General features: G+C 65.7%; 23 protein-coding genes and 2 tRNA genes. 20 read left to right on the forward strand and 5 right to left on the reverse strand.

Translation table 11 applies throughout. From position 1 onward, the window contains the following. Positions 1-40: 40 nt before the first annotated feature. The 3 genes from BSZ40_RS09635 to BSZ40_RS09645 form a co-directional block, all read right to left on the reverse strand. Positions 41-3,946, reverse strand: coding sequence for a S8 family serine peptidase (locus tag BSZ40_RS09635; protein ID WP_073825765.1), 3,906 nt, complete (start codon positions 3,944-3,946; stop codon positions 41-43). A 28-nt stretch (positions 3,947-3,974) separates the two neighbouring features. Beyond that, on the reverse strand, positions 3,975-4,478 hold the full coding sequence (locus BSZ40_RS09640) for a MarR family winged helix-turn-helix transcriptional regulator (protein ID WP_073825768.1): 504 nt from the start codon (positions 4,476-4,478) through the stop codon (positions 3,975-3,977). Between the two features lie 88 nt (positions 4,479-4,566). Continuing rightward, complete coding sequence (locus tag BSZ40_RS09645; protein ID WP_245794004.1) at positions 4,567-5,202, reverse strand: TetR/AcrR family transcriptional regulator; 636 nt, start codon at positions 5,200-5,202, stop codon at positions 4,567-4,569. A gap of 49 nt (positions 5,203-5,251) precedes the next feature. On the opposite strand from BSZ40_RS09645, the gene BSZ40_RS09650 reads away from it, so the two are divergent. After that, a tRNA-Gln gene (locus BSZ40_RS09650) sits at positions 5,252-5,323 on the forward strand. A 110-nt stretch (positions 5,324-5,433) separates the two neighbouring features. Continuing rightward, positions 5,434-6,417 carry a ribose-phosphate diphosphokinase gene (locus BSZ40_RS09655; RefSeq protein ID WP_073825773.1) on the forward strand — a complete coding sequence of 328 codons (984 nt, stop codon included), beginning with the start codon at positions 5,434-5,436 and terminating at the stop codon, positions 6,415-6,417. A 69-nt stretch (positions 6,418-6,486) separates the two neighbouring features. Here the strand turns inward: BSZ40_RS09655 and BSZ40_RS09660 are convergent, their stop codons facing one another. Beyond that, complete coding sequence (locus BSZ40_RS09660; protein ID WP_073825775.1) at positions 6,487-7,686, reverse strand: pyridoxal phosphate-dependent aminotransferase; 1,200 nt, start codon at positions 7,684-7,686, stop codon at positions 6,487-6,489. Positions 7,687-7,865: 179 nt separating this feature from the next. Between BSZ40_RS09660 and BSZ40_RS09665 the strand changes: the two genes are divergently transcribed. The 6 genes from BSZ40_RS09665 (at position 7,866) to BSZ40_RS09690 (ending at position 12,144) form a co-directional block, all read left to right on the forward strand. Next, positions 7,866-7,941, forward strand: a tRNA-Trp gene (locus BSZ40_RS09665). A gap of 44 nt (positions 7,942-7,985) precedes the next feature. Further along, positions 7,986-8,213 carry a preprotein translocase subunit SecE gene (secE, locus tag BSZ40_RS09670; RefSeq protein WP_158020892.1) on the forward strand — a complete coding sequence of 76 codons (228 nt, stop codon included), beginning with the start codon at positions 7,986-7,988 and terminating at the stop codon, positions 8,211-8,213. Positions 8,214-8,258: 45 nt separating this feature from the next. After that, on the forward strand, positions 8,259-9,050 hold the full coding sequence (gene nusG, locus BSZ40_RS09675) for a transcription termination/antitermination protein NusG (protein ID WP_073825779.1): 792 nt from the start codon (positions 8,259-8,261) through the stop codon (positions 9,048-9,050). A 230-nt stretch (positions 9,051-9,280) separates the two neighbouring features. Further along, complete coding sequence (gene rplK / locus BSZ40_RS09680; RefSeq protein WP_073825782.1) at positions 9,281-9,712, forward strand: 50S ribosomal protein L11; 432 nt, start codon at positions 9,281-9,283, stop codon at positions 9,710-9,712. An 81-nt stretch (positions 9,713-9,793) separates the two neighbouring features. Beyond that, positions 9,794-10,507: a 50S ribosomal protein L1 gene (rplA, locus tag BSZ40_RS09685; RefSeq protein ID WP_073825785.1), complete on the forward strand. Its 714-nt coding sequence runs from the start codon at positions 9,794-9,796 to the stop codon at positions 10,505-10,507. A gap of 140 nt (positions 10,508-10,647) precedes the next feature. Then, a complete protein-coding gene (locus tag BSZ40_RS09690) occupies positions 10,648-12,144 on the forward strand; it encodes an OmpA family protein (protein ID WP_073825788.1) in 1,497 nt (498 codons plus the stop codon). Here the strand turns inward: BSZ40_RS09690 and BSZ40_RS09695 are convergent. Next, positions 12,141-12,644: a prepilin peptidase gene (locus tag BSZ40_RS09695; RefSeq protein WP_073825791.1), complete on the reverse strand. Its 504-nt coding sequence runs from the start codon at positions 12,642-12,644 to the stop codon at positions 12,141-12,143. The genes BSZ40_RS09690 and BSZ40_RS09695 overlap by 4 nt on opposite strands. A gap of 731 nt (positions 12,645-13,375) precedes the next feature. On the opposite strand from BSZ40_RS09695, the gene BSZ40_RS09705 reads away from it, so the two are divergent. The 12 genes from BSZ40_RS09705 to rpoB all read left to right on the forward strand — a co-directional run bounded on the left by BSZ40_RS09705 (position 13,376) and on the right by rpoB (position 25,321). After that, positions 13,376-13,714 (forward strand): hypothetical protein, encoded by a 339-nt coding sequence (locus tag BSZ40_RS09705; RefSeq protein ID WP_073825797.1) that lies wholly within the window; start codon positions 13,376-13,378, stop codon positions 13,712-13,714. A 30-nt stretch (positions 13,715-13,744) separates the two neighbouring features. Beyond that, positions 13,745-14,128 (forward strand): RcpC/CpaB family pilus assembly protein, encoded by a 384-nt coding sequence (locus tag BSZ40_RS09710; protein ID WP_073825800.1) that lies wholly within the window; start codon positions 13,745-13,747, stop codon positions 14,126-14,128. 42 nt (positions 14,129-14,170) lie between these two features. Beyond that, positions 14,171-14,452 (forward strand): P-loop NTPase family protein, encoded by a 282-nt coding sequence (locus tag BSZ40_RS09715; protein ID WP_073825803.1) that lies wholly within the window; start codon positions 14,171-14,173, stop codon positions 14,450-14,452. A 236-nt stretch (positions 14,453-14,688) separates the two neighbouring features. After that, positions 14,689-14,823 (forward strand): hypothetical protein, encoded by a 135-nt coding sequence (locus tag BSZ40_RS12410; RefSeq protein WP_281246645.1) that lies wholly within the window; start codon positions 14,689-14,691, stop codon positions 14,821-14,823. Positions 14,824-14,862: 39 nt separating this feature from the next. After that, the gene (locus tag BSZ40_RS09720; RefSeq protein ID WP_073825806.1) at positions 14,863-16,377 is read left to right on the forward strand and encodes an OmpA family protein; all 1,515 of its coding nucleotides are present in this window, start codon (positions 14,863-14,865) and stop codon (positions 16,375-16,377) included. A 244-nt stretch (positions 16,378-16,621) separates the two neighbouring features. Then, positions 16,622-16,912: a transposase gene (locus BSZ40_RS12105; RefSeq protein ID WP_222842777.1), complete on the forward strand. Its 291-nt coding sequence runs from the start codon at positions 16,622-16,624 to the stop codon at positions 16,910-16,912. An 831-nt stretch (positions 16,913-17,743) separates the two neighbouring features. Continuing rightward, complete coding sequence (locus tag BSZ40_RS11950; RefSeq protein WP_158020893.1) at positions 17,744-17,896, forward strand: hypothetical protein; 153 nt, start codon at positions 17,744-17,746, stop codon at positions 17,894-17,896. 193 nt (positions 17,897-18,089) lie between these two features. Continuing rightward, positions 18,090-19,295 carry a sensor histidine kinase gene (locus BSZ40_RS09735; RefSeq protein WP_124912764.1) on the forward strand — a complete coding sequence of 402 codons (1,206 nt, stop codon included), beginning with the start codon at positions 18,090-18,092 and terminating at the stop codon, positions 19,293-19,295. After that, positions 19,292-19,918 carry a response regulator transcription factor gene (locus BSZ40_RS09740; protein ID WP_084542781.1) on the forward strand — a complete coding sequence of 209 codons (627 nt, stop codon included), beginning with the start codon at positions 19,292-19,294 and terminating at the stop codon, positions 19,916-19,918. The genes BSZ40_RS09735 and BSZ40_RS09740 overlap by 4 nt, the downstream gene beginning before the upstream one ends. Positions 19,919-20,251: 333 nt before the next feature. Beyond that, entirely contained in the window at positions 20,252-20,779 is a 528-nt protein-coding gene (gene rplJ, locus BSZ40_RS09745) for a 50S ribosomal protein L10 (RefSeq protein WP_073825817.1), read from the forward strand. A gap of 60 nt (positions 20,780-20,839) precedes the next feature. Further along, positions 20,840-21,226, forward strand: coding sequence for a 50S ribosomal protein L7/L12 (gene rplL, locus BSZ40_RS09750; protein WP_073825820.1), 387 nt, complete (start codon positions 20,840-20,842; stop codon positions 21,224-21,226). Between the two features lie 615 nt (positions 21,227-21,841). Then, positions 21,842-25,321: a DNA-directed RNA polymerase subunit beta gene (rpoB, locus tag BSZ40_RS09755; protein WP_073825823.1), complete on the forward strand. Its 3,480-nt coding sequence runs from the start codon at positions 21,842-21,844 to the stop codon at positions 25,319-25,321. Positions 25,322-25,382: the final 61 nt, after the last annotated feature.

Consider the following 25,382-nt stretch of genomic DNA (forward strand, 5'->3'; position numbering starts at 1 on the left):
GGGGCGCGGCGGTAACCCGCCGCGCCCCCCTTCCTGTGCATTAGTGGCGCAGCGCGTGCCGTGTCGCTTGCTCCACCGTGGCATCGACGGTGCTCACCCCACCGGTGATCCACACCTGTGGGGGCTGCGTGCGTTGCAGATACTGGGCTACTGGGGCAGGCAGCTGGCTTGTCGTGACCAGCAGGAGGGCCGCATCGTGCTTGGCCGCGAATGCCCCGCCGGCGAGCGCGTCAGGGAACGACAGGCCGGAAGTCAGGACAACGCCTCGGGCGGTGGGCAGGTACTGCTCGGCGGCGAGCGTCGCCGTCGCATACCGGTTGGGGCCCACGACACTGCTGTCCGCGAGTGCCCCGCTGGCCCGGGCCGCCGCCCCGCCAATGGCCACCTTCGGGGACTGAATGCTGGCCGCCATGCGCATCGTGTCGCGCCGCAACGTCGTCCCATCCGTCAGCAAGATCACGCCGTGGTGTGTGGCAGCAACCGGACCGGCGGACAAGGCATCGGCAAAGTTGGTGCCGTCCACCAACACCACGTGCCCCACGAGCAGTCCTTGGCTGGCCAACACTTGGCGAGTTTTTCCGGCCAGGGCGTGGGCGGTTTCGTAGCGGGACGATCCGTGGAGGCGCTCCACGGTGAAGCCGAGGCTCTCTAGCTGTGTCACCACGCGGTGCCCGATGGTTCCTGTGCCCCCGGCGACATAGACCTTGGTGGCCCCCAAACGGCGGGCGCGCTGCAAGGCAGTCAGGGTGTCCGTCGGCAGCTGTTCCCGGTTGGTGAGCAGCAGCGGTGCATCCAGGGCCGCGGCCAAGGGGGTGGCGGCCAGGGCATCAGCGAAATTATCGCCGGAGGCCAACACGACTGCCGGCCCCCAGTCTGCGCGCGCCGCGTACAGCTCCGCGGCCGTGCCGAAACGGTTGGCGCCGGAGATACGAGTGACGGTCGGGGACGGACGCGGTGTGGGCGTCGGGGTGACCGTGGGCGTCGGGGTGGGCGTAGCCGTGACCGTGGGCGTAGCCGTCGGCGTCGGGGTGGGCGTAGCTGTCGGCGTCGGGGTGACCGTCGGCGTCGGGGTGACCGACGGTGGGGCCTGCAACGTGGTGATAGCCGAGACCTTGTCATCCGTGTTGCGGGTAAAGATCGTCAACAGCCGCATGGCCTTGACCTGCTCGGCCGGGCCGGCCACCCGGGGCGTCAAGGTCATGTCCGGGCCTGAGCGCATAACAAAGTGGGCGGCGTCGACATCGGTGGGTGGCAGCACGCGGGCATCCTGTGCCGAGAAGCGCAGTTCGGGGGAGCGCGAGCCAATGTCCCAGTCCCCGATCCCGGGCCGATACGGGGCAGCGTTAGTAGCCGCCGTCACCTGATAGTCGAATTCAACGTTCTTGTTGCGGATGTCGTGCAGCGAGTAGCCCAGCGCTTGCAGCGGCACCTCTAGTCCGATGACCCGGGAATCAAACAGGGCGTTGTCGTGTTCATGGTCCAGGCCCAGCAGCGGGACCTTGTCAGTGGTCTTGACCGTGCCACGATTGACAATGAGGAGGTTGCTCTCCTGTCCCTGGGCCTCCACGGAGGCGACGTACACCTCGCCCTTGCCGTTGCTGTCCTTGCGGGAGAACCGCACGTGGAAGGTGGCTCGTTCGCTGCCTAGCCGTGTCCATTCGTCCCAGGTCTCCAGGGCCAGGAAAACGTGCGCATCTTGCGGCCTGGTTGGGGCCACGTCGTCCAGGTTGGTGGCGATACCGATTCGGCGCAGATACATGGCGCGCAGCCAGTCGGTCTGGATTTTCTTATCGTCGTTGCCGCGCGGGAGCTCGGCCACCAGCTTGGTGGTGAAGGCGTAGGAATTGAACCGGTCGGAGTCGGCGGACCCAACGAAACCCTCTCCGCTGACCGCGAGTGGCACCTCGCTTGCCGCCAGGTCAGCGGTGGTGGCCAACTGCGGCAACACTGCGGTGGCGGGCACCTGCTGCGCGGCAACCGGGCGCGGGGCCACGTGCAAGGGCAGGCGCAAAGTCTGGGTGTCGCCGCTGAGCACCAGGCGGCCGGCCTCTTGGGCCACGAAGTCGTAGCCCTCACTCTCGTCGGCCACGCGCCGCAAGGCCGCCTGATCGGTGACGCGGGCAGTGACCCGGACCGTCGTGCTTTGCCCGGCTGCCACCTCCACCTGGGTGGGTTCGATCGCAAAGTCCACCCCGGGCATATCGAGAGCGGGGGCGTAGCTGAGGGCGAACGACGCCGGAGAGTCGCCCACGTTGCGCACCGTCACCTCCTGCGTCTGCTCCCACCCAGCGGCCGGTACATCCACCACCCCGAAGGTGAGCGATACCAGATCGGGGTCGTTGGTGGCGTACACCAAGACGTCTGTGTCAACCGCGGCGCGCGCATTCAATAGCCCGCTCCCGGCCCGGATGGGGGTCTGCGGGGTGCCGGAGGGAAAAACAATGTCGGTGGTGGCCGTGTTCATTAAGGCGGCCTTCAGCTCCATGGGAGAGAAATTGGGGCGAGCCTCGGCCAAGAGCGCCGCCGCCCCGGCGACCGCCGGGGAGGACATCGAAGTGCCGGTGGCCACCTTGGCCTGGTCTCCAGTGCCCACGCCTGCCGAGCTGATCCACTGCCCCGGGGCTGAAATGTCGGGCTTTATTACGCCGTGCGAGCCGTGTAGGCCGCGCGAAGAGTGGATGTTGATTTGGTTATTGTGGCTCTGCGGCTGCACCTGGGATAGGTCGTCTGCCTGTTCCATCCACACGTCGGCGTGCGAATTGGCGACGGCCAGCACCTGGCGGTCGGAGGCCGGGTAGCTGATGATCTCCGGGAGGTTGCCCTCGTTGCCTGCTGCGGCTACCACCAGGGCACCGCGCTCCGTGAGCCGCTTGATGTATTCGTCGGTGATGTCTTCGTCGTGCGCCCCATATTCAGAGCCCAGCGACAGGTTGATGACGTCGGTGATGCGGGGCTGGCCCTGGTCGTCGCTGGAGAGCAGCCAGTCGAAAGCCTTGTACATCAGGGTGGTGCCGCCGGCGCAGCCGAAGATGCGCAGCGCCACGATCTGGGCGCCCGGGGCCACCCCGGGGCCGACCTTCATGCGCGCTAGATCCTTCGGCTTTAAGGACGGGTAGTCGCCGGTAAAGGTCTCCCCGGTCTCCGTCACCCCGCGGCCCGCGGCTGAGCCCGCCACATGGGTGCCGTGCCCATCCACGCGCTGCAGGTGGGTGGGGGCGGTGCACCAGTCGGCCGGTACGTCCATCGGGTTGGGGTCTTCCTGGGCCCCCGGCCCGCCGGTGTAATCCTCCCCGGCGAAGTCCCAACCCCCGACAATCACCTCATTGGGAAAGTCGTCGGCAGCGGGCGCGGCAGCCCGGGCCGCCGGGTCACGATACTGGGCGGCATTGCCATCGCCCCCGAAATCCTTGTGGGTAAAGTCGATCCCGCTGTCAATTACCGCGATTGTGACATCGCGGCCGGTGTTTTGTCCCCAAGTGTTAAAGGCCTCGGTCACCACGTCGGTGGTGCTAGTCGAGGGATACAAAACTGGGATGCGGGTAACGGAGGCAACGTCCGGGCGGTCCGCCAAGGCGGTGAGGGATTCGCCGGAGGTGTAAAGCGCCACCCCGCTTACCCCATTGGAGGTGGTGTAAAGCAAATCTGCTTCAGGAATTTCGGTGAGGATCTCTTGGGCGTCTACATTGACGTCTGCCGCCACCTCGGCCTCAATGGCTAGGCGGGTGGTGGGGTCCCGGTCGGCGGAGGCGAGGGAGATGCGCTGCACGGCGGGAGTCGTGCGCAGCCTGACGAAATACGCGGCTGGTTCTGCCTGCCCATCTAGCTCCGCCGCCCACTGCGGCAGGGGATCGACGGGGTCCGCGGGATCGGCGTGAACGGGAGGCGTGCTCGCCGCGATTAAGGCCCCAGCGCACAAAAAGCTGGCAGCCGCGCGATTGAGTCTCACTATTTAACTCCTAGTTGACAGAGGGATGTTAGATGGTGTCGAAGCGGAGCAGGATGGCCCGCAAAAGATTCGCCAGTTCCAAACGTTCTGGATCAGAGAGAACCGTGAGCATTTCCTGCTCAAACTCCAGGAGTGATGTAAGTGCTGCATCAACTTTCGTTATACCGGATGCGGTTAGGGTTACGCGAATCCCCCTTCCATCTTCCGGGGCGGTGCTGCGTTGCACAAAATCTCGCTGTTCCAAGCGATCTAAGCGATTAGTCATAGTGCCCGACGTGACCAGAGTCTCGGTAGCCAAACGGGACGGGGTGAGGGTGTAGGGGCTGCCTGCCCGCCGCAACGCAGTCAAGACATCGAATTCCCAGGTTTCCAGGTCGAGGGCGGCAAACGTCGCCTTACGGGCCAGCTCCATGTGGCGCGCGAGGCGCGTTAGCCGGGACCACACCGCCATCGGCGAGCAATCTAAGTCCGGCCGCTCCGCGCGCCAGGCGGCGAGAATCCGATCGACTTCGTCGTGCGTCGACTGTGCCATGGTCCCTCCCGGCCACCGAGTTCTGTGGTGCACACGATAGCGACCCTGACCAGGCGGGGCGGAGAGATTCGGTACGTGATTAAGGCGATTAAACGTCGGGGTGCGGCAGGGTGACCAAGCGGGGAGTCGGGTCGATGCCGCGCAGCCCGTTCCACGCCAGGTTCACCACGTGGGCGGCCACCTCCTGCTTGGTGCGCGTTTCGTCGTCCAGCCAGTACTGCCCGATGAAGGCGTAGAGGCCCACCAGCATTTGGGCGTACAGCGGCGCGGGGCTAGGGGGGAGGCCTGCCTGCGCAAATTCGGCGGCCAAGAGGGTCTCCACCTCGCTGGCGACATCGCCCATGACGGAGGAAAAGGAGCGGGCGGCCTGGGTGTTAGGAGAATCACGTACCAGCAGGCGGAAGCCGTCCCGCGAGTCTTCGATGTAGGTCAGTAGCGCCCAGACTGTGCGCTCCACCACCTGGCGGGCATTGCCGCCCGCCGCCAACGAGTCTCGGATGGTCTGCGTGAAGGCCTGCACTTCGCGGTCCACGATCACCGCGTAGAGGCCTTCCTTGCCGCCAAAGTGCTCGTAAAGCACCGGTTTGGAGACCCCAGCTCGGGCGGCGATTTCCTCGACGCTGGCCGCGTCGTAGCCCTTCTCGGCAAGCACTGTCCGCCCGACGGAGAGCAACTGCTCCCGACGTTCCACGGCGGTCATACGGGTACGGCGGGGACTGTCCATGTCGCCCATCATGCCAAGAGGTGGCACAATAGGGCAGGTCGCAAGACGATCCGCCCTGGTGTAATGGCAGCACTCAGGCCTTTGGTGCCTCGAAGTCCGGGTTCGAATCCTGGGGGCGGAGCCGGGTCCTCCTGGTGCAGGCGGCCACGCAATGGCGATACCATTGCCGCGTTGCTGCCCGCAGTGGCTGTGGCGGCGGGCGCGTACCGGCACCAAACGGAAGGCTTGTCAATGACGGGGATCGTCACCAGCGGGGAAAAACGCCTAGTGCTAGTCACCGGGAGGGCGCATCCGCAGCTGGCGCAAGATGTCGCGCGGGAACTGGGCATCGAGATTCTGCCAACCACCAGCTACGACTTTGCCAACGGGGAAATCTACGTTCGTTTCAACGAATCTGTTCGGGGAGCGGACGTTTTTGTTTTGCAGTCCCACACCTCGCCCATCAACCAATGGGTGATGGAGCAGCTGATCATGGTCGATGCACTCAAGCGGGCGTCGGCCAAGCGCATCACCGTTGTTGCCCCGTTCTACCCCTACGCCCGCCAGGACAAGAAGCACCTGGGGCGCGAGCCCATCTCGGCGCGCTTGATGGCTGACCTGTTTCACACGGCGGGTGCCGACCGGTTGATGAGTGTGGACCTGCACGCCGCCCAGGCGCAGGGATTCTTCGACGGCCCGGTGGATCACCTGTGGGCCATGCCGGTGCTGACTGACTACGTGCGCACCCGCGTGGACACCGCCAACGTCACCGTTGTTTCGCCCGATGCTGGGCGTATCCGCGTCGCCGAACAGTGGGCAGCCAAACTCGGCGGTGGGCCGCTGGCCTTCGTGCACAAGACCCGGGACACCTCTCGTCCCAACCAGGCGGTCTCCAACCGGGTGGTGGGTGACGTCGAAGGCCGCACCTGCGTGCTGGTGGACGACCTCATCGACACCGGTGGCACGATCGCGGGGGCCGTGCGGGTGCTGAAGGAGGCCGGGGCCGGGGACGTCCTGATCGCCGCCACGCACGGGGTGCTCAACGATCCGGCGACGCAGCGCCTGGCCGAGTGCGGGGCCCGCGAAGTCATCATCACCGACACCCTGCCCCTCCCGCCGGAGAAGCGTTTCGACAACCTGACGGTGCTGTCGATCGCCCCGCTCCTGGCGCGCGCCATTCGGGAGGTTTTCGACGACGGTTCGGTCACCTCGCTCTTCGACGGCCCGGCCGCCTAGGGGGCGAGGGAAAACGTTTGGGGGCGCCCGCTGTTTTGGCGGGCGCCCCCAACGGGTGCGTGGAGCGGACTAGCCGAGCAGGCGGGCGACGCGGCCGATGCCTTCGACAATGTCGTCGTCCCCCATGGCGTAGCTGAAACGCAGGAAACCCGACGGGCCGAAGGCCTCCCCGGGCACGACCGCCACCTCGGCCTCGTCCAGGATGACGGCGGCGAGGTCAGCAGACGAGTTGATGGTGCGGCCGGCCACCTCGCGCCCCATGAATGCCTCCACGCTCGGGTAGGCGTAGAAGGCCCCCTTCGGCACCGGCACTTCGAAGCCCTCGATCTGGGAGAGCAGGTCAACGATGAGACGGCGGCGCCGGTCGAAGTGGCTGCGCATCTCGTGCACCGCCGTCAGGTCGCCCGCCACGGCGGCCAGGGCCGCCCGCTGGGCGACGTTGCACACGTTTGACGTCAGGTGCGACTGGAAGTTGGTGGCGGCCTTGATGACGTCGCTGGGGGCGATCATCCAGCCCACACGCCACCCGGTCATGGCGTAGGTCTTGGCCACGCCGTTGAGCACGATCGTGGTGTCGGCCAGCTCCGGCACGATCCGCACGATGGGGGCGGGTGCGGCATCGTCGTACAGCAGGTGCTCGTAGATCTCGTCGGTGATAACCCACACCCCGTGTTCCAGCGCCCACCGGCCGATCGCCTCCACCTCGGCCGGGGTGTAGACCGAGCCGGTCGGGTTGGACGGCGAGCAGAACAACAGCGCCTTGGTGGCGGGGGTGCGGGCCGCCTCCAGCTGCTCGACGCTCACCTTGTAATCGGCCTGCGCCCCGGCGAAAACCGGGACGGACCTGCCGCCCGCCAGGGCAATGGCCTCCGGGTAGGTGGTCCAATAGGGGGTCGGCAGCAACACCTCATCACCAGGCCCGATGATCGCGGCAAACGCCTGGAACACTGCCTGCTTACCGCCATTGGTCACCAGAATGTCGGCGGGGGAGACCTCGTAGCCCGAATCCCGCAGGGTCTTGGTGGCAATCGCCTGGCGCAGCTCCGGCAGCCCCGCGGCCGGGGAATAACGGTGATTAACCGGATCCTGGGCGGCCGCCACGGCGGCAGCCACGATGTAGTCCGGGGTCGGGAAATCTGGCTCGCCGGCCCCGAAACCGATGACCGGGCGGCCAGCGGCCTTCAAAGCCTTGGCTTTGGCGTCCACGGCGAGGGTCGCGGACTCGGCGATGGCGGCCAGACGCGGAGAAATACGGTTTGAAGTGTTCACCCCAGAATCGTTTCATGCCCGAAGGCTCGCGACAATGACACGTGCGCGGGCTGAGACTTTCGTCCCGGAACGGTGGGGGGCGCCCACGCGCATTTGCTGGTTCGGCCGGAGTGTGTGTACAGTTCGGCAGGTCGCCACTGTGGCAGGCTCGCGCAGCGGGTGTGAAACAATGACGACGAAGGGCAGTGGCGCAATTGGTAGCGCACCGGTCTCCAAAACCGGCGGTTGTGGGTTCGAGTCCCGCCTGCCCTGCCATCCGAAGGACGGATGGCCGCCGCAGCATGACAAGGGGAAGCAACGTGAGCGACGCTGGCTCGAAGCAGGCGGAGAAGACCCGCGGGTTCTTTGGGCGAATCGCGCTGTTCATCCGCCAGGTCATTGCCGAACTGAAGAAGGTCGTCACCCCCACGCGGGACGAACTGTGGACCTACTTCCTGGTGGTCATCGTCTTCGTTGTCGCCGTCATGGCTTTCGTCGGTCTGCTGGACTTTGTCTTCGGTCAACTGGCTAGACTGCTCTTTGGCTGACCCTACGGCGGCCTAGCTCGTCCGTAACTATCTCCAGGAGTCACAGTGACCGCCAACGCTAACCCGTTCGAACCTGCCGACCTCACTGACGAGCTCACAACGCCCGATCCCGGGCAGGAGCCCACGGTGGAGGACGTGGAGTCGCCCGCCGTCGGCGAGGACGCCGCGCAGGCTGCCGAGGAAGCCACCGCCACCGAGCCGGTCGAGGATCCCGTGGAGGCCTTCCGCGCCAACCTGCGCTCCTTGCCGGGGGACTGGTACGTCATCCACTCCTACGCCGGATTCGAACGCAAGGTCAAGGCCAACCTGGAGACCCGCATCGCCAACTTCGAGATGGAGGACTACATCTTCCAGGTCGAGGTGCCGATGGAAGAGGTCGTGGAGCTCAAGGGCGACAACAAGAAGAAGACCGTCTCCCGGATCCGCATCCCCGGTTACGTGCTGGTGCGCATGGACCTGACCGACGAGGCCTGGCGTGTGGTGCGTGAAACGCCGGCCGTCACGGGCTTCGTCGGCGACGCCCGCAACCCCGTCCCGCTCCTGGAGGACGAGGTCATGAACATGTTCGACCCGCTGATCAAGGCCGCGGTGCGCGAGCACCAAAAGACCTTGGACCGGGTCCCGGCCGACGAGCAGGCCGCGGCGGCGCGCGACATCCAGATCGACCTGGAGATCGGCGAGATCGTCAAGGTCGTTGACGGGCCGTTCGAAGAGCAGATGGCGGAGGTTTCCGAGATCAACATCGAGGCCCGCAAGCTCACCGTGCTGGTCACCATTTTCGAGCGCCAGACTCCGGTCGAGCTCAGCTTCAGCCAGGTGGAGAAAGTCAACCTCTGACCGGGTATGTGGTGGGGGCGGTGCCAGGCGGCACCGCCCCCACCGCCGTCTCCGGTAGCAAGCGCCCCGGGCGGTGTGACGATGTCCACCAGCAGCCGGGTGAAAGATAGCGGTAGAATGCCGGTTTGTGTGCCGCCACGTGCGGTGCGCATCAGTGCTTGCGTGGCACTGGCGCCGTCGGACCGGAAGACAGCCGGCGGCTAGTCAAGTTCACAGAAGGATTTACATCCATGCCCCCGAAGAAGAAGGTCACCGGCCTCATCAAGCTGCAGATCCAGGCCGGTGCAGCCAACCCGGCGCCGCCCGTGGGCCCTGCCCTCGGTGCCAAGGGCGTCAACATTATGGAGTTCTGCAAGGCGTACAACGCGGCCACCGCGGCGCAGAGCGGCAACGTCATTCCGGTCGAGATCACCGTGTACGAGGACCGCTCGTTCACCTTCGTCCTGAAGACCCCGCCGGCTGCCGAGATGGTGAAGAAGGCCGCCGGTGTTGCCAAGGGCTCGGCCACCCCGCACAGCGCCAAGGTCGGCACCATCACCGCCGCCCAGGTGCGTGAGATCGCCGAAACCAAGATGCCGGACCTCAACGCCAACGACATCGAAGCCGCCGAGAAGATCATCGCCGGGACCGCCCGGTCGCTCGGCATCACGGTCGTCGACTGACGGAACGCTTTTCCGTCCCGCAAACCCCAGTGGCAGGGCAGGCGCTGCCCGTTGACCACGAATAGCAAGGAGCAAAACGCTATGCCTAAGCGCAGCAAGAACTACCGCGCCGCCGCGGAAAAGATCCACGACGGCGTCCTGTACAGCCCCCTGCAGGCTGTGCGCCTGGCCAAGGGCCAGACCGCGAAGTTTGACCAGACCGTCGAGGTTGTCTTCCGCCTCGGCGTCGACCCCCGCAAGGCGGACCAGATGGTGCGTGGCACCGTCTCTCTGCCGCACGGCACCGGTAAGGTCGCCCGGGTCATCGTCTTTGCCGTCGGCGAGCGCGCCGAGCAGGCCGTGGCGGCCGGGGCCGACGAGGTCGGTGGCGACGAGTTGATCGCCAAGGTCGCCGGTGGCTGGACCGACTTCGACGCCGCCGTGGCCACCCCCGACCTCATGGGCAAGGTGGGTCGCCTGGGCCGCGTGCTGGGTCCGCGTGGCCTCATGCCGAACCCGAAGACCGGCACCGTCACCATGGACGTGGCCAAGGCGGTCACTGACATCAAGGGTGGGCGGATCGAGTTCCGGGTCGACAAGCACGGCAACCTGCACTTCATTATCGGTAAGGCCTCGTTCTCCGAAGAGCAGTTGGTGGAGAACTACGCCGCCGCCCTGGACGAGGTGCTGCGGTTGAAGCCGTCGGCCGCCAAGGGCCGCTACCTGATCAAGGCCACCATGACGACGACGATGGGCCCGGGCATCCCGCTGGACGCCTCCAAGACCCGCAACCTGCTGTCGGAAGACGCTTCCTAAGGCAGGGTTAGGCAAGGGGCGGCGCACCCACTATGGGGCGCCGCCCCTTGCCGTAGCCGCCAACTGGGCGGCGGGCAGCAGCACCGCCGTTGCCCGTAAAATGTTTCAAGTGCCCGAACTGGTTATGCGAGGAGGACGAGATGGCTCGGGGGATTGTGGCCGTGGCAGCGGGGGCGAGCCTGCTGTGCCTGGGGCTGACTGCCTGTAGCGCCAGTCCGACCGCCACCCCCACCCCTGCGGCGTCGTCGGCCAGCGCCGTGGCCGCGCCGGTGGCCACCGCCGTGACGCGCTTCCAGTCGGCGGGCGGGGTCCACGTCAGCGTCACGGCAGGCCCGGCGGTGCGCAGCCAAGGCATGACGGTGGTGCCGATTAGTGTGTCGTCGTCCGAGCAGACCGACGTCAACCTGGGGGAGTTTTGGGATGCCGGGTTCGGCGACTCCGGCTCCGCCGGGTTGCGGCTAGTGGACTTCGACGCCGGGCAGGTGTACTTGCCGCTGGGGGCAGTCAGCCAGGACCTCGTGCTCGACGGCCAGCTGCTCAACACCTTCGCGGTCTTCGGACCCGTGGCGGGCGAGAAAACCAACCTGATGCTGCCAGTCACCGGGATGCTCTACGACATTCCGGTGGTGGATGGCGAGCTGCCTGCGGCCCAGGAATACCTGGCCCAGTTGAAAGTTAACGCCGACCGGCGCCTGCCCGTGGATTTGGAGGTCTTCTCGGAAGACACGGAGAGCCAACTCGGGTTGGAGGTGCGGGGCCAAGAGATCAAGGTGCAGGTGCCGTCCGATGTGCTGTTCGACGTCGATTCGGCCGAACTGAGCCCGGAGGCGGCCGCCACCCTCGACCAGGTCGCTGCCCAGCTCAGCGGAATCGGCGGCGGCCAGTTGACGGTGACGGGGCACACCGACGCGGTGGGAGACGCCGATTACAACCAAGAGCTATCAGTGCAGCGTGCGCAGGCGGTGTACGACTACCTGGCGACGAAGACCGATGCCGCCAGCTATCAAGCGACCGTGGAAGGACGGGGAGCCAGCCAGCCCCGCAACGAGGGCACCTCCCCGGAAGATTTGGCTGCTAACCGGCGGGTGGAGCTGCTGGTGCAGGGCACCAAGGTGGAAAAGCCGCAGGTGGTCTCCACCGGCTCGGGGCAAATGGTGGCCCCCGTGGGGGCGACGGCCAGCGGCAAGGACGCGATTTTCGTCAGCCGTCAACTGGACCGGGACACCACCGCCCGCATCGCCGTGCGCTCGGTGACCAAGCGCGGCAACTACCTGGTGGGCGAGTTGGCGCTGGCCAACGGTCCCGACTCGACGGTTGCGCCCATCGACTTTTTGGGCACGCCCGCCATCTCCTCTTCTGCCTCCGGGGCGTTGTCCACGAGCTTTTCCTCCCCCGCCAACATGGTCAGTTTGTTGCAGGGGCAGGCCCGCATCTACCCCGCCCAATACCGCGAGGGCACCACCGTGGATTACCTGACCGACCGGAAGCTCGACGTGACCATGGAACCGAACCGCGGCTACACCGTGACGGTTATCTGGCCGCTGGTAGACGGGCTCGGCGACAAGGTAACGGTGGACGTGGACGGCAACCGGATCGGGGTCGACGGCTGGCGCGTGAGCGACGTGGAAGTCAACTAGGCCAGCCAGCCGGTGGGGGCGGTCAGCCAGGCCAGGAGGGTGCCCGCCAGCATGTAGGGGCCAAAGGCCATGTGCGTGCCGCGTTGCCTCCGCACCGCCAAGAGCCCGAGCGCCACCAGGCCTCCGAGCAGGTAGGTGTAGAGAAAGGAGTGGGCCAGGCAGGTCCACGACACCGAGCCCGCCACCAGCCCGAGGGGGAAGGCGAGTTTGACGTCGCCCGCCCCGAGGCCGGAGGGCAGCAGGTAGATGAGCCCGAATGTGATAACGGCGGCGAGCGCCCCCAAAAAAGCTCGACCCACGGCCTCCCACGGCAGGAGGCCGAATAGAGCCGAGACGAGGCAGCTGAGCCCGGCGCCCGCCGTCAAGGCCAGGGTGATGACGTCTGGCAGTCGATGGGTCCAAAAGTCAGTTACCGTCAACAAGACCGTGGCGCCGACGAGTACCAGCACCGGCGCGGCGGTGGCGAGCATGTCGTGGCGAGTGCCAAACCACCCAACCATGCCGCAGCCAACAGCGGCGGCTAATCCCGCCCAGAGACGGCCCACACGTCGGGTTTCCCCTACCGACTGGAGGTAGTGGTTTGTAAAGCTGACGCCGGGGCCGGTGGTCAAAGCGATGGTTGCTGCTGCTGCGCAGGCGGGGATGAACGTGGTGCTAAGCATCGGGGCCAATCTCGAGTTTGGTGCCCGGGCGAAGCGGAAGCTGCTCGCCGAGGGGGAGGGGAAACTCCACCGCGTGCGCAGCTCGCCAATGATAGGCGCCGAGCCGGTTTCGTCTGTAGGTCTTTATCGCCACAATAGCGCCGTGCTTATCCACGAATGCCACGCGGAGCGGATAGCGCATACCGAACGTGTGACTACCGGGACATTTCTCGATCCAGAGGTCCGCGGCCGAATCCGCGGTACCCAATAGCCCCTGCGATTGGGAGCGGTGCGTACGGGCGCCCCAGAGGGGGACGGCTGTGGGCACGCCGTCGACAACAAGCCGAGCTGGGGCCTCGCCGTCGGCGGCCCAGACTGGTTTGGTGGGCACGATTGTCCATCCTTCCCTTGACAAGATCCCATTTTGGGCTTCGGCGAGACAAGCGACAGTGGTCCCGTAGCAGCCGACGTCAGATTAGGGGCGTTTGCTCTGGCAGGGGCCCGGGTCAGGCGGATAGCCTTGATTGGATCCTGTATCGTGCCGGACGGCTGGGGAGGGTGGACGCTGCTAGTGGCGGGGACGCGGCGTGATGCCGCGCAGGGGACTGCCGTGCAAGCAGACGACGAGGCTACGGCGTTGCAGGCTGCCTGGCCCCGGCTTCGAGGTTGACTCTTCGGCGGTGTGGCAGGCCAAGGAATTTATTGAAGTCTCGATGTTGCCCGCCGATATCGTGCAAGTGGCGCGTTACCTGCTCCAGAACATCCAGGTGGGGCCGATGGCGGATGTAGTAAAGCTGAAGCGCACGGTACCCAGCCTCAGCAAACTCTCCGCAGAGGAGAGCGGGGTGGTCCAGATGCCCGAGCGGTGGCTGCCAACGTCGTCCCTCAACAGCATCGAGGAACAAGCGGGCAAGGTTACCGCCGGGTAGCTCACCGAGGGTTCCTCTCTCCAACGCGGCATGCTGATGCAGACACCGGGGCTGGAGCCCGGCTACCGTGAGGTGGCCATCATGGTCAACGCCGAGGTCGGCGTCGTCGGCAAGGTCTCTTCCGAGGATCGGGGGGACAACATCGCCACTCTTGAGGACCCGAATACCAAGGTGCGTGACGCGCGGGTGGTGGTGCAAAAGGCCCTGGTCATTGACGTGGGCGTCGTGACCACCACTGAGGAGGACTCTAAGACCGTAGGCTTCCAGGAAACCGAGGGGGTGCCGGTGACGTTCGTACTCAATACGGAGAACTCTTTGAAGTTGGCGTTTGCGCAGAGCTTTGCCGTGAAGGTCCGTCTTGCCCTGCGTGAGGTGGGTGACGACGGGCAGATTCCGGCAGAGGGGCAGAAGTAGACCTCGGATAGTCCGGCGCCGGAAGGGGGTTCCCGCCCGCGGGTGCTGAGCTACACCGTTGCGGTGGTGGGCGCCAAGGACGGAGTGGGAACCTCCATGATTTCGATGCTGCTGGCCCGGGAGTTTAGCCAGTTCACCCACACTTGCTTGATGGATTTGGACGTGCGACAGGGAGACCTGGCGTCGTGCGGCGGGGCCCGAGTGCGGCGTTCGATCGCCGATCGCGCCAATATCGCCTTGGAGGCGGGAGGTCGGGAGCTGAGCGCAGTGGTTTACCCGCTGCGGGGCGGGGTGAGCCTGCTGCCTGCCCCCGCGGGGCGGTAGCGGCGAGGCATCGGTGCACGTGCCGTCGCTGCTGCAGCTGCCCCCGGTGGTGGTCCAATCTGGCATTGTCTACGAGAAGTGAGGGGGAGGAAGATGGGCAGAATACGGTCCGAGCGGGGGGGGGGCCGTTTCCGTCGCGGCGGCGAAAATGATCCCCATGCTGCGCTTGGCGGCAGAAGGACCGCGATGCCCGCAACGAGATTTCCAGCGAGATCCGCAAGGAACGCTCCCAGCGGATGCGGCGGGCCGCGGCCAAGGCCACCCCGAAGGTGTCCATGGTGGCGACCTTCCTGCTGATTCTGGCGACTCTGATTCTTATGCTGGGGGGCATGTTCTTTGCCAATCGAGACTCGTTCTCGTTCTTGGGTTAGGTGGTGCGGCCGATCGGCCGTCGAGGAAAGGAATGTGAAATGCGGGTTTGGCGAATTGGAGTCGCCGTGGCGGTCGCCTGGGGATTGGTGGGCTGTGGTGCCGATTCTGACCCCGCCCCCACGGCGGTGCCGTCTAGCTCGACGGCGCCCACGGCTGCATCTTCCGGGGTGGCGACGCCAGCGGCCGAGGCAGTGCGCGTCGAGCGCTCAGTGCTGGGGGTACCGGCGGTGCTGGAGGTAGGGCCTGCCTACCGGATGGACGGCGGCACCTTGCTGCCGGTGCGGGTGATGCCGGAAAAGGGAGCACCTGAGACTTTGCTTGAGTCGTCGTGGACAGGGGGAAGTTCGCTGGGGGACACATCAGGTTTTACGTTGGTCGATTTCGAGGCCGGCACGGCGCAACCGGGGGCGAAGAGTAGCCCGATTTTTGCCTCCTTTGGCGGCGAGAAGGGAGAATTGGAGACGTTTGCATTCTTCGGGCAGACGACCAAAGACACGGTGGATGTGCTGGTGCCTTTTTCCGGCATGGTCTACGACGTCCCGGTGGTGGACGGCCCGGCCCCGCAAAGCGCTAAGGACTTTCTGGCCTCGGTGGACCGGGGCACCGTGGTCAAGGAACCGCTGCCGCTGACCGAGTATCGGGAGCGGGTCGACGGGGCCTTCGATGTGGCAGCCGCGGCCGAAGAGGTTGAGGTGAACCTGGCCGCCGATGTGCTGTTTGCCGTGGATTCCGCCGAGCTGTCCGGGGAGGCTGACGGCGTGCTGCAGGACGCGGCCGCGCAGCTGCGGGTCTTCGAAGGCGGGCAGGTTGAGATCGTGGGCCACACGGACTCGGTGGCCGATGATGCCCACAACCTCGAGCTGTCGCGGCGACGCGCGGAGGCGGTGCGGCAGCGGCTGGACGCACTCGGCGCCTTGCAGGGGTTCGGGGTGACGGTCGACGGGCGCGGCGAGAGCGAGCCGCGGGTCGAGGAGACGGACGACGAGAGCCGCCAGCTGAACCGCCGGGTGGAGCTGCGGGTGACCGGCAAGCGGCGGGAGGAAGCGGCGGTCGCCTCTGCCGTTCCCAGTCCGGCCGCCGGGGCGGTCACGGGCCAAGGGACTGACACGCTTCGTGTGCCCGCCGATGTTTCAAAGGAAGAGCTGGCGGTGCGGGTGGCTTCGCTGGAACGGCGCGGCAAGTTCCTGGTCGGACAGCTGGAGGTCAGCTGCGAGCAGTGCACCGACGGTTTCGCCTGGAAGGCCTTCGGACGGGTGCTTGCCTCGGCTCCTCACCGGGATAACCAGCCGGAAGGGCCGTTCACACCGGCCACGCAGCTGGCCCTGCTGGCTGGCGACGAGCGGGTGTTCCCGGTGGAGTTCGAGTTTGCCGAGGGGCGGCTGGCGCTGACCGATCCGAACCTCTACAGAACTGGTGCAGAGAACGGAAAGTCCGTCTACACCGTGACCGCGGTGTGGCCGGACCTTGGTGGAGACAAAGCAACGATTGACGTCAACGGCGAGCGAGCAGACAGCGAGGGGTGGCGAATCAGCGATGTTCCGGTTGCGCAGTAGAACGATTGCGGCGACTGTCTGAATCACGGTGTGTAGGGGTCTGGCCTGATCCGGGAGGAGATGGCCGTGGACGACACGACCGAACTGTTAGACGAGGTGATGATTGATCCCGCGTGACCGGACAGATCATCAATCACAAAGAGCTCGCCGAGCGCCCGCCGACGCAGACCAAGGGGCAGGGCGTGAGCCTGGTCGGCCAGGTGGCCTGCTGAACCAGCTGACGTAGAACACCCTCGAGACCGCGCTGAACGCCGAGCTGACCGAATACCTCGGTCACGAACACGGCCAGACCCCGCTGGGGGTGAACATGCGTAAGGGCACCGGCTCGAAGACGGTGCTCACCGAGATCTGCCCCGTCGAGATCGAGGTGCCCAGGGAACGGGACGGGGCGTTCGAGCCCGTCATCGTCCCCAAGCGCAAGCGCCGCCTGGACGGGATCGACCGGCTCGTGTTGTCACTGACCGCGCGGGGGTTGACGACCGGGGAGTACGAGGGCCTTCACAACACCATTGAGGCGTCATTCGCGTTTAACTAAGTGTGAGTAGCGGTGACCGAGTAAACGAGCTTGCCCCACCCACGGTGGTGAAGCGGGGGCAGGTGGCAGGTGTCCTTGGGGCACCCGCCCCTGTCCCCCTTCCTGAACTGCCTGCTACGTTCGGTAGCTGGGGCCGCCCGCGCCAGCTGCCCCGTCGTGACCGCACGCGAAGGGATAATCGTGGGCAGAGACAAGCTGAGGGCCCTGCAAGTAGCAGCACTGGTGTGGCTGCAGCAGCTGCGTAGCGATGAACGAGGGCAGACTGCCGTCGAACGAGTCGGCATCGTTTTCGTTGTCGTGGCCTTGGCTATGGCTTTTCGCGGCCAGCTCAGTGAGATATTAGGTTCCCTGGCGGGAGCAATTCGCGGAATGATGGGAAGCGCTAGTTAACTTGCGGTCGAATTTCCTGCGAGCAGCCAGTTGCTGATGCGAAAATTCGGTAGGCAAATGCGCAGATTGGAAAGTGGCAGCGGGAAAATGACGGTTATGACACGGTAGAAAAATGGGTGGGATCGCTGGTCCCGGCGGTGCTACGCGGGGGCTTGGGGGCATGCGGGCAGGGCGAGACAGCCCAGCCCGCTCCTAACCCGGCAGCCAGCTCCTCGGCCGTTGGTGAAAAAGTGGCAACCGAGGTCAGTAGTGCGCCCTCGCTGGCGCCGAGCGGTCAGCTCACCGCGGATGCCAGCGATGATCCTCTCCATCCCACATTAGTCGTGGAAGCCGAGGGGAAATTATCGCTGCAGCCGCCTTACCGCTATCCGCACGCCGCTCACCCATAACGAAAAGTACCCCGGCTGGAACTGGACACTGAGCGACGGCAAGCAAACGGCGGTGGTCACCCTGCTAATGACCGAGGAGTACGCCGAAATCCGCGACACGCTCGAGTCGTCCTTCGCCTTCATCGAATTAACCCTCCAGTTGTCGTCCGAGTCCGGTCCGGGACAGAATCAGACCGGGCGGGGCAGGCAGGCGGGCAAACACTAATGGCAGTGTGTCTCCGGCAGTGACCCTTTAGGTTCTTTCGCTGCCTGGTTCCGCAAACCATGGACATTCCTGTGTCGGAAATGTGACGACGTTGTGCGATAGGGTTGGCGCGGGTCGTTTGTTCCACGACACGGTTGCGCCTCAGCAGCCCACGCGGGGCAGCGGCTACGTTGGACCCAGTGTGGGGGAGAACTTGAGGACAAAAAGTAGCGACAACGTCGGCGACCGCTTCGAACACGAGGCGTTGGCTGCTCCTGCCCGGGTGTTGTGCGACGTCCGGCTCGTGACGCTGTCGCTACTGATCGTCATCTCCGCCGTGCAGATGCAGCACCTGGATATCGAGTTTTGGACGTTGCTGCTGGCGGTGCCCATGAGTTGGATTCCGTTGCGATTGTGGGCCCGGCAGCCCGAACAGATGTCCCAGGGTTGGCAGTTTCCGCTGGCCGACGCGATCATTACCGGGGTAATCGCCGGATTTGGTACGCGCTCCACGGCGGGAGCCGCTATCACCGCGCTCTACCTAGCGGAATCGGCAATTTTGATCGGGATGACCGCTCGTCGAAACATTATCGCCATGTGGGGCGGAGCCTTCCTCGGGACGTTCCTCGTCGCACAATCCACGCCGTACGAGTCCTGGCCCAACTTCTGGTGGGCCCCCATCATCCTGGCGGGCTTCATGTGGTTTGCTAGCGTGCTCGGGCAAAAGCTGCGGGAATCAGGCAAACTGGCGCGGCAAGCCATCGCCACCCAGGCCCGCGATGCCGCCGAGTCCGAGCGCCTGGCCATCGCCCGCGACCTACACGACTCCCTGGCGAAGTCGGTGCACGGCATGCGCATGCTCGCCGAGGCGCTTCGCGACGAGCTGGCCGCAGAAAAATCGCGCCACCTGGACCTGGCGAACCTCATTTTCCAAAGCGCCGACGACGCCTCCCGCGAGGCCCGCATCGTGCTCGACGGTCTGCGCGGTGGGGGAGCCGAACAGATCGAGCACCGCCTGGAAGCCTTGACCTGGGCGTGGGCCGCCCGCACCGGCGTCATCGTCTCGGTCCACCTGCAGGGCAGCCTGGACGAGCGGCGTCCTAACGCCGAATGGCAGTGGGCCATCACGCAGGTCTTGGGAGAGCTGCTCACCAATGTCGAGAAGCACGCGGCCGCCAGCTTTGTGTGGGTCTTCATCCATGTCGCGGAAGTAGAGTTCCTTTTGGCCGTGGAAGACGACGGACGTGGGTTAAGCTCGGAAATCACCCAACGTCCGGAGCTGGCTTTGCAGGGGCACTACGGGATCGCAGGCATTAGCGAACGACTGGCTCGCCTAGGCGGTACCCTCGAGTTAAGCCGTCGCGAGGCTGGCGGAACCCGGGCGGTGGTGCGGGTGCCACTAAGGGAGGAATCAAGGTGAAGGTGCTAGTTGTTGACGACAATGTGATCGTCCGTGCCGGATTGCGGACCGTGCTCAGTCGCCTGCAGGACCCAGTGGAGATCTTCGAGGCCGGCGACGGGCAGGAAGCGATCGAGGTGGCGCAGGCGAACAACGTCGACGTCGTGCTGCTCGACGTGCAGATGCCCCGCATGAACGGGCTGGATGCCCTGCCCACCCTCGCCCTGACCTCTGCCGTCATCATGCTGACCAACCGGGACGACACCGAGACCATTCGCCGCTCCCTCACCAGCGGGGCGCGCGGCTACCTGGTGCACGGGCAGCTGGGCGCCGACGAGATCGCCGGGGCGCTAGCCACCTGCCGCGCCGGGGGAATGGTGCTCGGGCGGGAGGCGGCCAACGCCGTGCAGGCTGGGCCGGTGTCCACCCCGCGGCGGCTCAACCCCCTGCGGGCCCGCCTGACCGAGCGGGAGGCGGACGTGCTGGAAGCCGCCGCGTCGGGCATGAGCAACGACGAGATTGCCCAGGCGCAGTTCCTTTCGCCCCGCACCGTCAAGAACTACCTCAACTCTGCCTACCCCAAGCTCGGAGTGCACAACCGGGTCGAGGCCATCCTCGCCTGGCTCGACGCCGAGCCTTCCTAGCGCACCAGCCCACTAAGGTGGGGCGCCTGGGCGCAATATTCAACCTGACCCAAGCAAAAGAGCGCCCCCGCCCACCTCCAGGGCCGCCTGTGAGGCATGCCATGCCAATCAATGCCTGGCGGCGCTTGGCGGGGTGGGCGTCGTCGGTTATGGTTAGTGCTGCCCAAGACCGTCGGTCGTTCCTAACCGGGAACACTAATTCTCTTGCGAGCCGACGCAGGTAACGTAGAGCGCCCAGCCGAGCTGGGTTTTCCCCGTGGCCTGCGCCCGGGGATTTTTTCTTCCCGCTCCGCGAGAATGACCGGCGGCAGTACCACCGGAAGGAGGGCCCACATGGTGAGGCCTGACAAGGCAGCTGCCGTTGCCGAACTCGCAGACAAGTTCCGCGAGTCTGGCGCCGTTTTGCTGACCGAATACCGGGGGCTCACGGTTGCTGAGCTGCGCACCCTGCGTCGCTCTCTCGCGGGGAACGCGAGCTTCTCGGTCGTGAAGAACACCCTGGCCGCCATCGCCGCCAAGGAAGCTGGATTCGATGTTATTGCCGACGAGCTGACCGGCCCGTCCGCTATCGCATTTGTGACCGGGGAACCGGTTGAGGCCGCTAAGGCCATCCGCGAATTTTCCAAGACCAACGACAAGCTCGTGATCAAGGCTGGGGTCCTCGAGGGCAAGCTGCTCTCGAAGGCTGAGGTTTTGAAGCTCGCCGACCTGGAGTCCCGCGAGGTGCTGCTGGCGAAGTCCGCTGGCGTCCTCAAGGCGGCCATGTACCAGGCTGCTTACCTGTTCACCGCACCCGCCTCCAAGGCTGTGCGCACCGTCGAGGCCCTGCGCGAGAAGCAGGCCGCTGGCGCCGAAAACTAGGCCCAGCAAACCCATCCCCGTCTGCTCGCGGAGCAGGACCCAACCGAAAGGAACGCCACCATGGCGAAGCTCACCACCGAAGAGCTCATCGACGCTTTCAAGGAGCTCACCCTCATCGAGCTGTCCGAGTTCGTTAAGGCTTTCGAGGAGACCTTCGAGGTCACCGCTGCTGCCCCGGCCGCCGTGGCCGTGGCCGCCGCCCCGGCTGGCGGCGAAGCCGCCGCCGAAGAGGAGAAGGACTCCTTCGACGTCATCCTCGCCGCCCACGGCGACCAGAAGATCAAGGTCATCAAGGAGGTGCGCGCCCTGACCTCCCTCGGTCTGAAGGAGGCCAAGGAGCTCGTTGACGGTGCCCCCAAGCCCGTCCTCGAGGGCGTCGACAAGGAGACCGCTGAGAAGGCCAAGGCGCAGCTGGAAGAGGTTGGCGCCACCGTCGAGCTCAAGTGATTTCCGCCCGTTAGGGCTGTCGCTGGCGGGTGTCCCGCACCGATCGGTGCGGGACACCCGCTTGTTTCCGTCCGGGTAGGGGTGTGGGACGGCGTCGGCCGCGCTCGCGGCCGTCTCTGGGCTTGTTTCCGTCCGGGTAGGGGTGTGGGTGTGCCTGGGCGGGGGTGGGTGAGCGCGCGAGCAGGGGTATGCCTCGGGCCCGGGTGCGCCCGCGGCCTCGCCCTAGATGACTATGGGGAAGGCATAAGTGGTGTATATGGCGCCTGTGGCGCGCTCATAGCCAATTGGGGCGAGGTTTGCGCGGGCGAGGCTTGCGCGGGCGAGGCTTGCGCGGGCGAGGCTTGCGCGGGTGGATGCGCACAGCCGCTACCCGTGCAGGTGGACGCACACAGCCGCTACCCTTGGGACCTGCGGGTCCCTGCCCTATAGCCCCGCCGGTGCGTGCTGTCAGCTCTGGCAGGCCGAATGTCGGGGCCGGTGAGCAACGGCACACACAAAAGCCGCAAAAATGGCGTAACATATAGATTTGCGCTGAACCTGTCCACCCCCTGCTTCGCAGAGTGGAGTGTGACAGGTTCGCGTCGCCTGATTCCGACCTCAGGGAAGGACCCCCTTTTGGCTGCCTCGCGCACCCCCGCATTTCACGCTGGTGAGCGTGTCTCGTTTGGTAAGATCCGGGAGCCCCTGCAGGCCCCGGACCTGCTCGGTCTCCAGACCGAGTCTTTTGATTGGCTGCTCGGTAACGACGCCTGGAAGGACCGCTTAGCGGCCTCCGGTAACGCTAGCAACCTGCCGTCTGTGTCCGGATTAGAGGAGATCTTCACTGAGATCTCCCCGATTCAGGACTTCGGCGAGACGATGGAGCTGTCTTTCAGCGACCACCGTCTAGAGCCGGCTAAGTACACGGCAGAGGAGTGCAAGGAGAAGGGCTACACCTACGCGGCTCCCTTGTACGTGACCGCCGAGTTCATTAACCACGGCACTGGTGAGATTAAGAGCCAGACGGTCTTCATGGGCGACTTCCCGCTGATGACCGCTCGTGGCACCTTCATTATTAACGGCACCGAGCGTGTCGTCGTCTCTCAGCTGGTGCGTTCGCCGGGTGTCTACTTTGAGCGCCTGGCAGATCGGGCCAGTGACAAGGACACCTTCTCGTGCAAGGTCATTCCGTCGCGGGGCGCCTGGCTCGAGTTCGAAATCGACAAGCGGGACACCGTCGGGGTGCGCATCGACCGCAAGCGTAAGCAGTCGGTGACCATTTTCCTGCGTGCCCTGGGCATGACCGAGGGGCAGATTCGCGAGGAGTTCGCTGACTACCCGCTGCTGCTGGCCGGCCTGGAAAAGGACGGCACGATGACGCAGGACGAAGCCCTGCTCGACATCTACCGCAAGATCCGGCCCGGTGAGCCGCCGAGCGTCGAGGCCGGCCGCACGCTGCTGGAAAACTACTACTTCGCACCTAAGCGCTACGACCTGGCGAAGGTTGGCCGTTACAAGATCAACAAGAAGCTCGGGCTCGAGGCAGCCCTGGGTGAGTCCGTGCTGCGGTTGGAAGACATCATCGCGGCGGTGCGCTACCTGTTGGCCTTGCACAAGGGAGAGGCCACCATCCCCGGGCACAAGGATGGGCAGGCCGTGGAGGTGCGCGTCGAACAGGACGACATCGACCACTTCGGCAACCGGCGTATCCGCGCCGTCGGCGAATTGATCCAGGCGCAGGTGCGCACGGGTCTATCTCGCATGGAGCGCGTGGTGCGTGAGCGCATGACCACCACGGACGTGCAGGCCATTCAGCCGACGACCCTGATCAACACCCGGCCCGTGACCGCGGCGATCAAGGAGTTCTTCGGTACCTCTCAGCTCAGCCAGTTCATGGACCAGAACAACCCGCTGGCTGGCCTCACCCACAAGCGGCGCCTTTCGGCCCTTGGCCCCGGTGGTTTGTCCCGGGACCGGGCCGGCATGGAGGTGCGTGACGTGCACCCCTCGCACTACGGCCGCATGTGTCCGATCGAGACCCCGGAAGGCCCGAACATTGGTCTGATCGGGTCGTTGGCCACCTACGCGCGCATCAACCCGTTCGGGTTTGTGGAGACGCCCTACCGCGTCGTGCGGGACGGCAAGGTGACCGACGAGACCCACTACCTGACCGCTGACGACGAGGACCGCCACGCCATCGCCCAGGCCTCCGCGCCGCTGGACGAGAACGGCCACTTCGTGGAGGCGCAGGCGCTGTGCCGGGTCTTCGGCGGCGAGCCGGCCCTGGTGGACATCGCGGACATTGACTACATGGACGTCTCGGCCCGGCAGATGGTGTCCGTCGCCACGGCCATGATCCCCTTCCTGGAGCACGACGACGCCAACCGCGCCCTCATGGGTGCCAACATGCAGCGCCAGGCAGTGCCGCTGTTGCGGCCGGTGGCGCCGCTGGTCGGCACCGGTATGGAGCGACGGGCAGCTATCGACGCGGGTGACGTGCTCGTGGTGCGCCCGGGTGGGGCCGGGGTGGTCACTGAGGTGTCGGCTGACGCCGTCAGCGTCCTGGAGGATGCCGGAGGCCAGCACACCTACCGCATCGCCAAGTTCCGGCGCTCTAACCAGGGCAACTGCTACAACCAGCGGGTCGTCGTGGACGAGGGCCAGCGGCTGGAGGAAGGCGACGTGATCGCCGACGGCCCGGCCACGGACGGGGGCGAGCTCGCCCTCGGGCAGAACCTGCTGGTGGCCTTCATGTCCTGGGAAGGCTACAACTTCGAGGACGCCATCATCTTGTCCCAGCGCCTCGTCTCCGACGACGTGCTGACCTCGATCCACATCGAGGAACACGAGGTGGACGCCCGCGACACCAAGCTCGGGCCGGAGGAGATCACCCGCGACATTCCGAACGTGTCGGAGGAGACGCTGGCGCACCTGGACGAGCGCGGCATCATCCGCATCGGGGCCGAGGTGGGGGCCGGGGACATCCTCGTCGGCAAGGTCACCCCGAAGGGGGAGACCGAGCTGACCAGCGAGGAGCGGCTGCTGCGCGCCATCTTTGGGGAGAAGGCCCGCGAGGTGCGGGACACCTCCCTGCGGGTGCCGCACGGGGAATCCGGCATCGTCATCGGGGTGAAGGAAACGTCTTCGGACGACGACGAGCTGCCCGCAGGCGTCAACCAGCGCGTGACGGTGTACATTGCCCAGCGCCGCAAGATCACTGACGGTGACAAGCTGGCCGGTCGCCACGGCAACAAGGGTGTTATCTCCAAGATCCTGCCCGTGGAAGACATGCCGTTCCTGGAGGACGGCACCCCGGTCGACATCATCTTGAACCCGATGGGTGTGCCCGGACGTATGAACGTCGGCCAGGTGCTGGAGCTGCACCTGGGGTGGATCGCCTCCCAGGGGTGGGACGCCTCCGAGGCGCTGGCGCAGGCCCAAGAGTGGGCCAAGAAGCTGCCCGCCGAGGGTATCAAGGCCGAACCGCACACGCGGGTGGCGACCCCGGTGTTCGACGGCCTCGACGAGGACGAGCTGACCGGGTTGCTCGATTCGACGTTGCCGGGCGAAGACGGCAAGCGGCTGATTGGGGCCGAAGGCAAGGCCCGCCTGTTCGATGGCCGCTCCGGGGAACCTTTCCCGTTCCCCATCTCCGTGGGCTACATGTACATCTTGAAGCTGCACCACCTGGTCGACGACAAGATTCACGCCCGCTCCACCGGTCCGTACTCGATGATCACCCAGCAGCCGCTCGGTGGTAAGGCCCAGTTCGGTGGGCAGCGCTTCGGGGAAATGGAAGTGTGGGCGCTGGAGGCCTACGGCGCGGCCTACGCGCTGCAGGAGCTGCTGACCGTCAAGTCCGACGATGTCACCGGGCGAGTGAAGGTATACGAAGCGATCGTCAAGGGCGAGGACATCCCCGACCCGGGCATCCCCGAGTCGTTCAAGGTGCTCGTGATGGAAATGCGCTCGCTGTGCCTGAACGTCGAAGCGCTCGACGCCGACGGCGTGGCCATTGAGCTGCGTGACACGGACGAAGACGTGTACCGCGCCACCGAAGAGCTCGGCATTGACCTCGGCCAGCGTCCTAACGGGCGCGAGTTCGAAGAGCTGTAACGGGTACCCGCCGCCGGTGGGCGGCGGGCCACCCCATCGGCCTGTGTGCAGGCCACTAGGA

This window comes from Buchananella hordeovulneris (genome assembly GCF_001907235.1).
In the GTDB taxonomy this organism is placed as follows: Bacteria; Actinomycetota; Actinomycetes; order Actinomycetales; family Actinomycetaceae; genus Buchananella; species Buchananella hordeovulneris.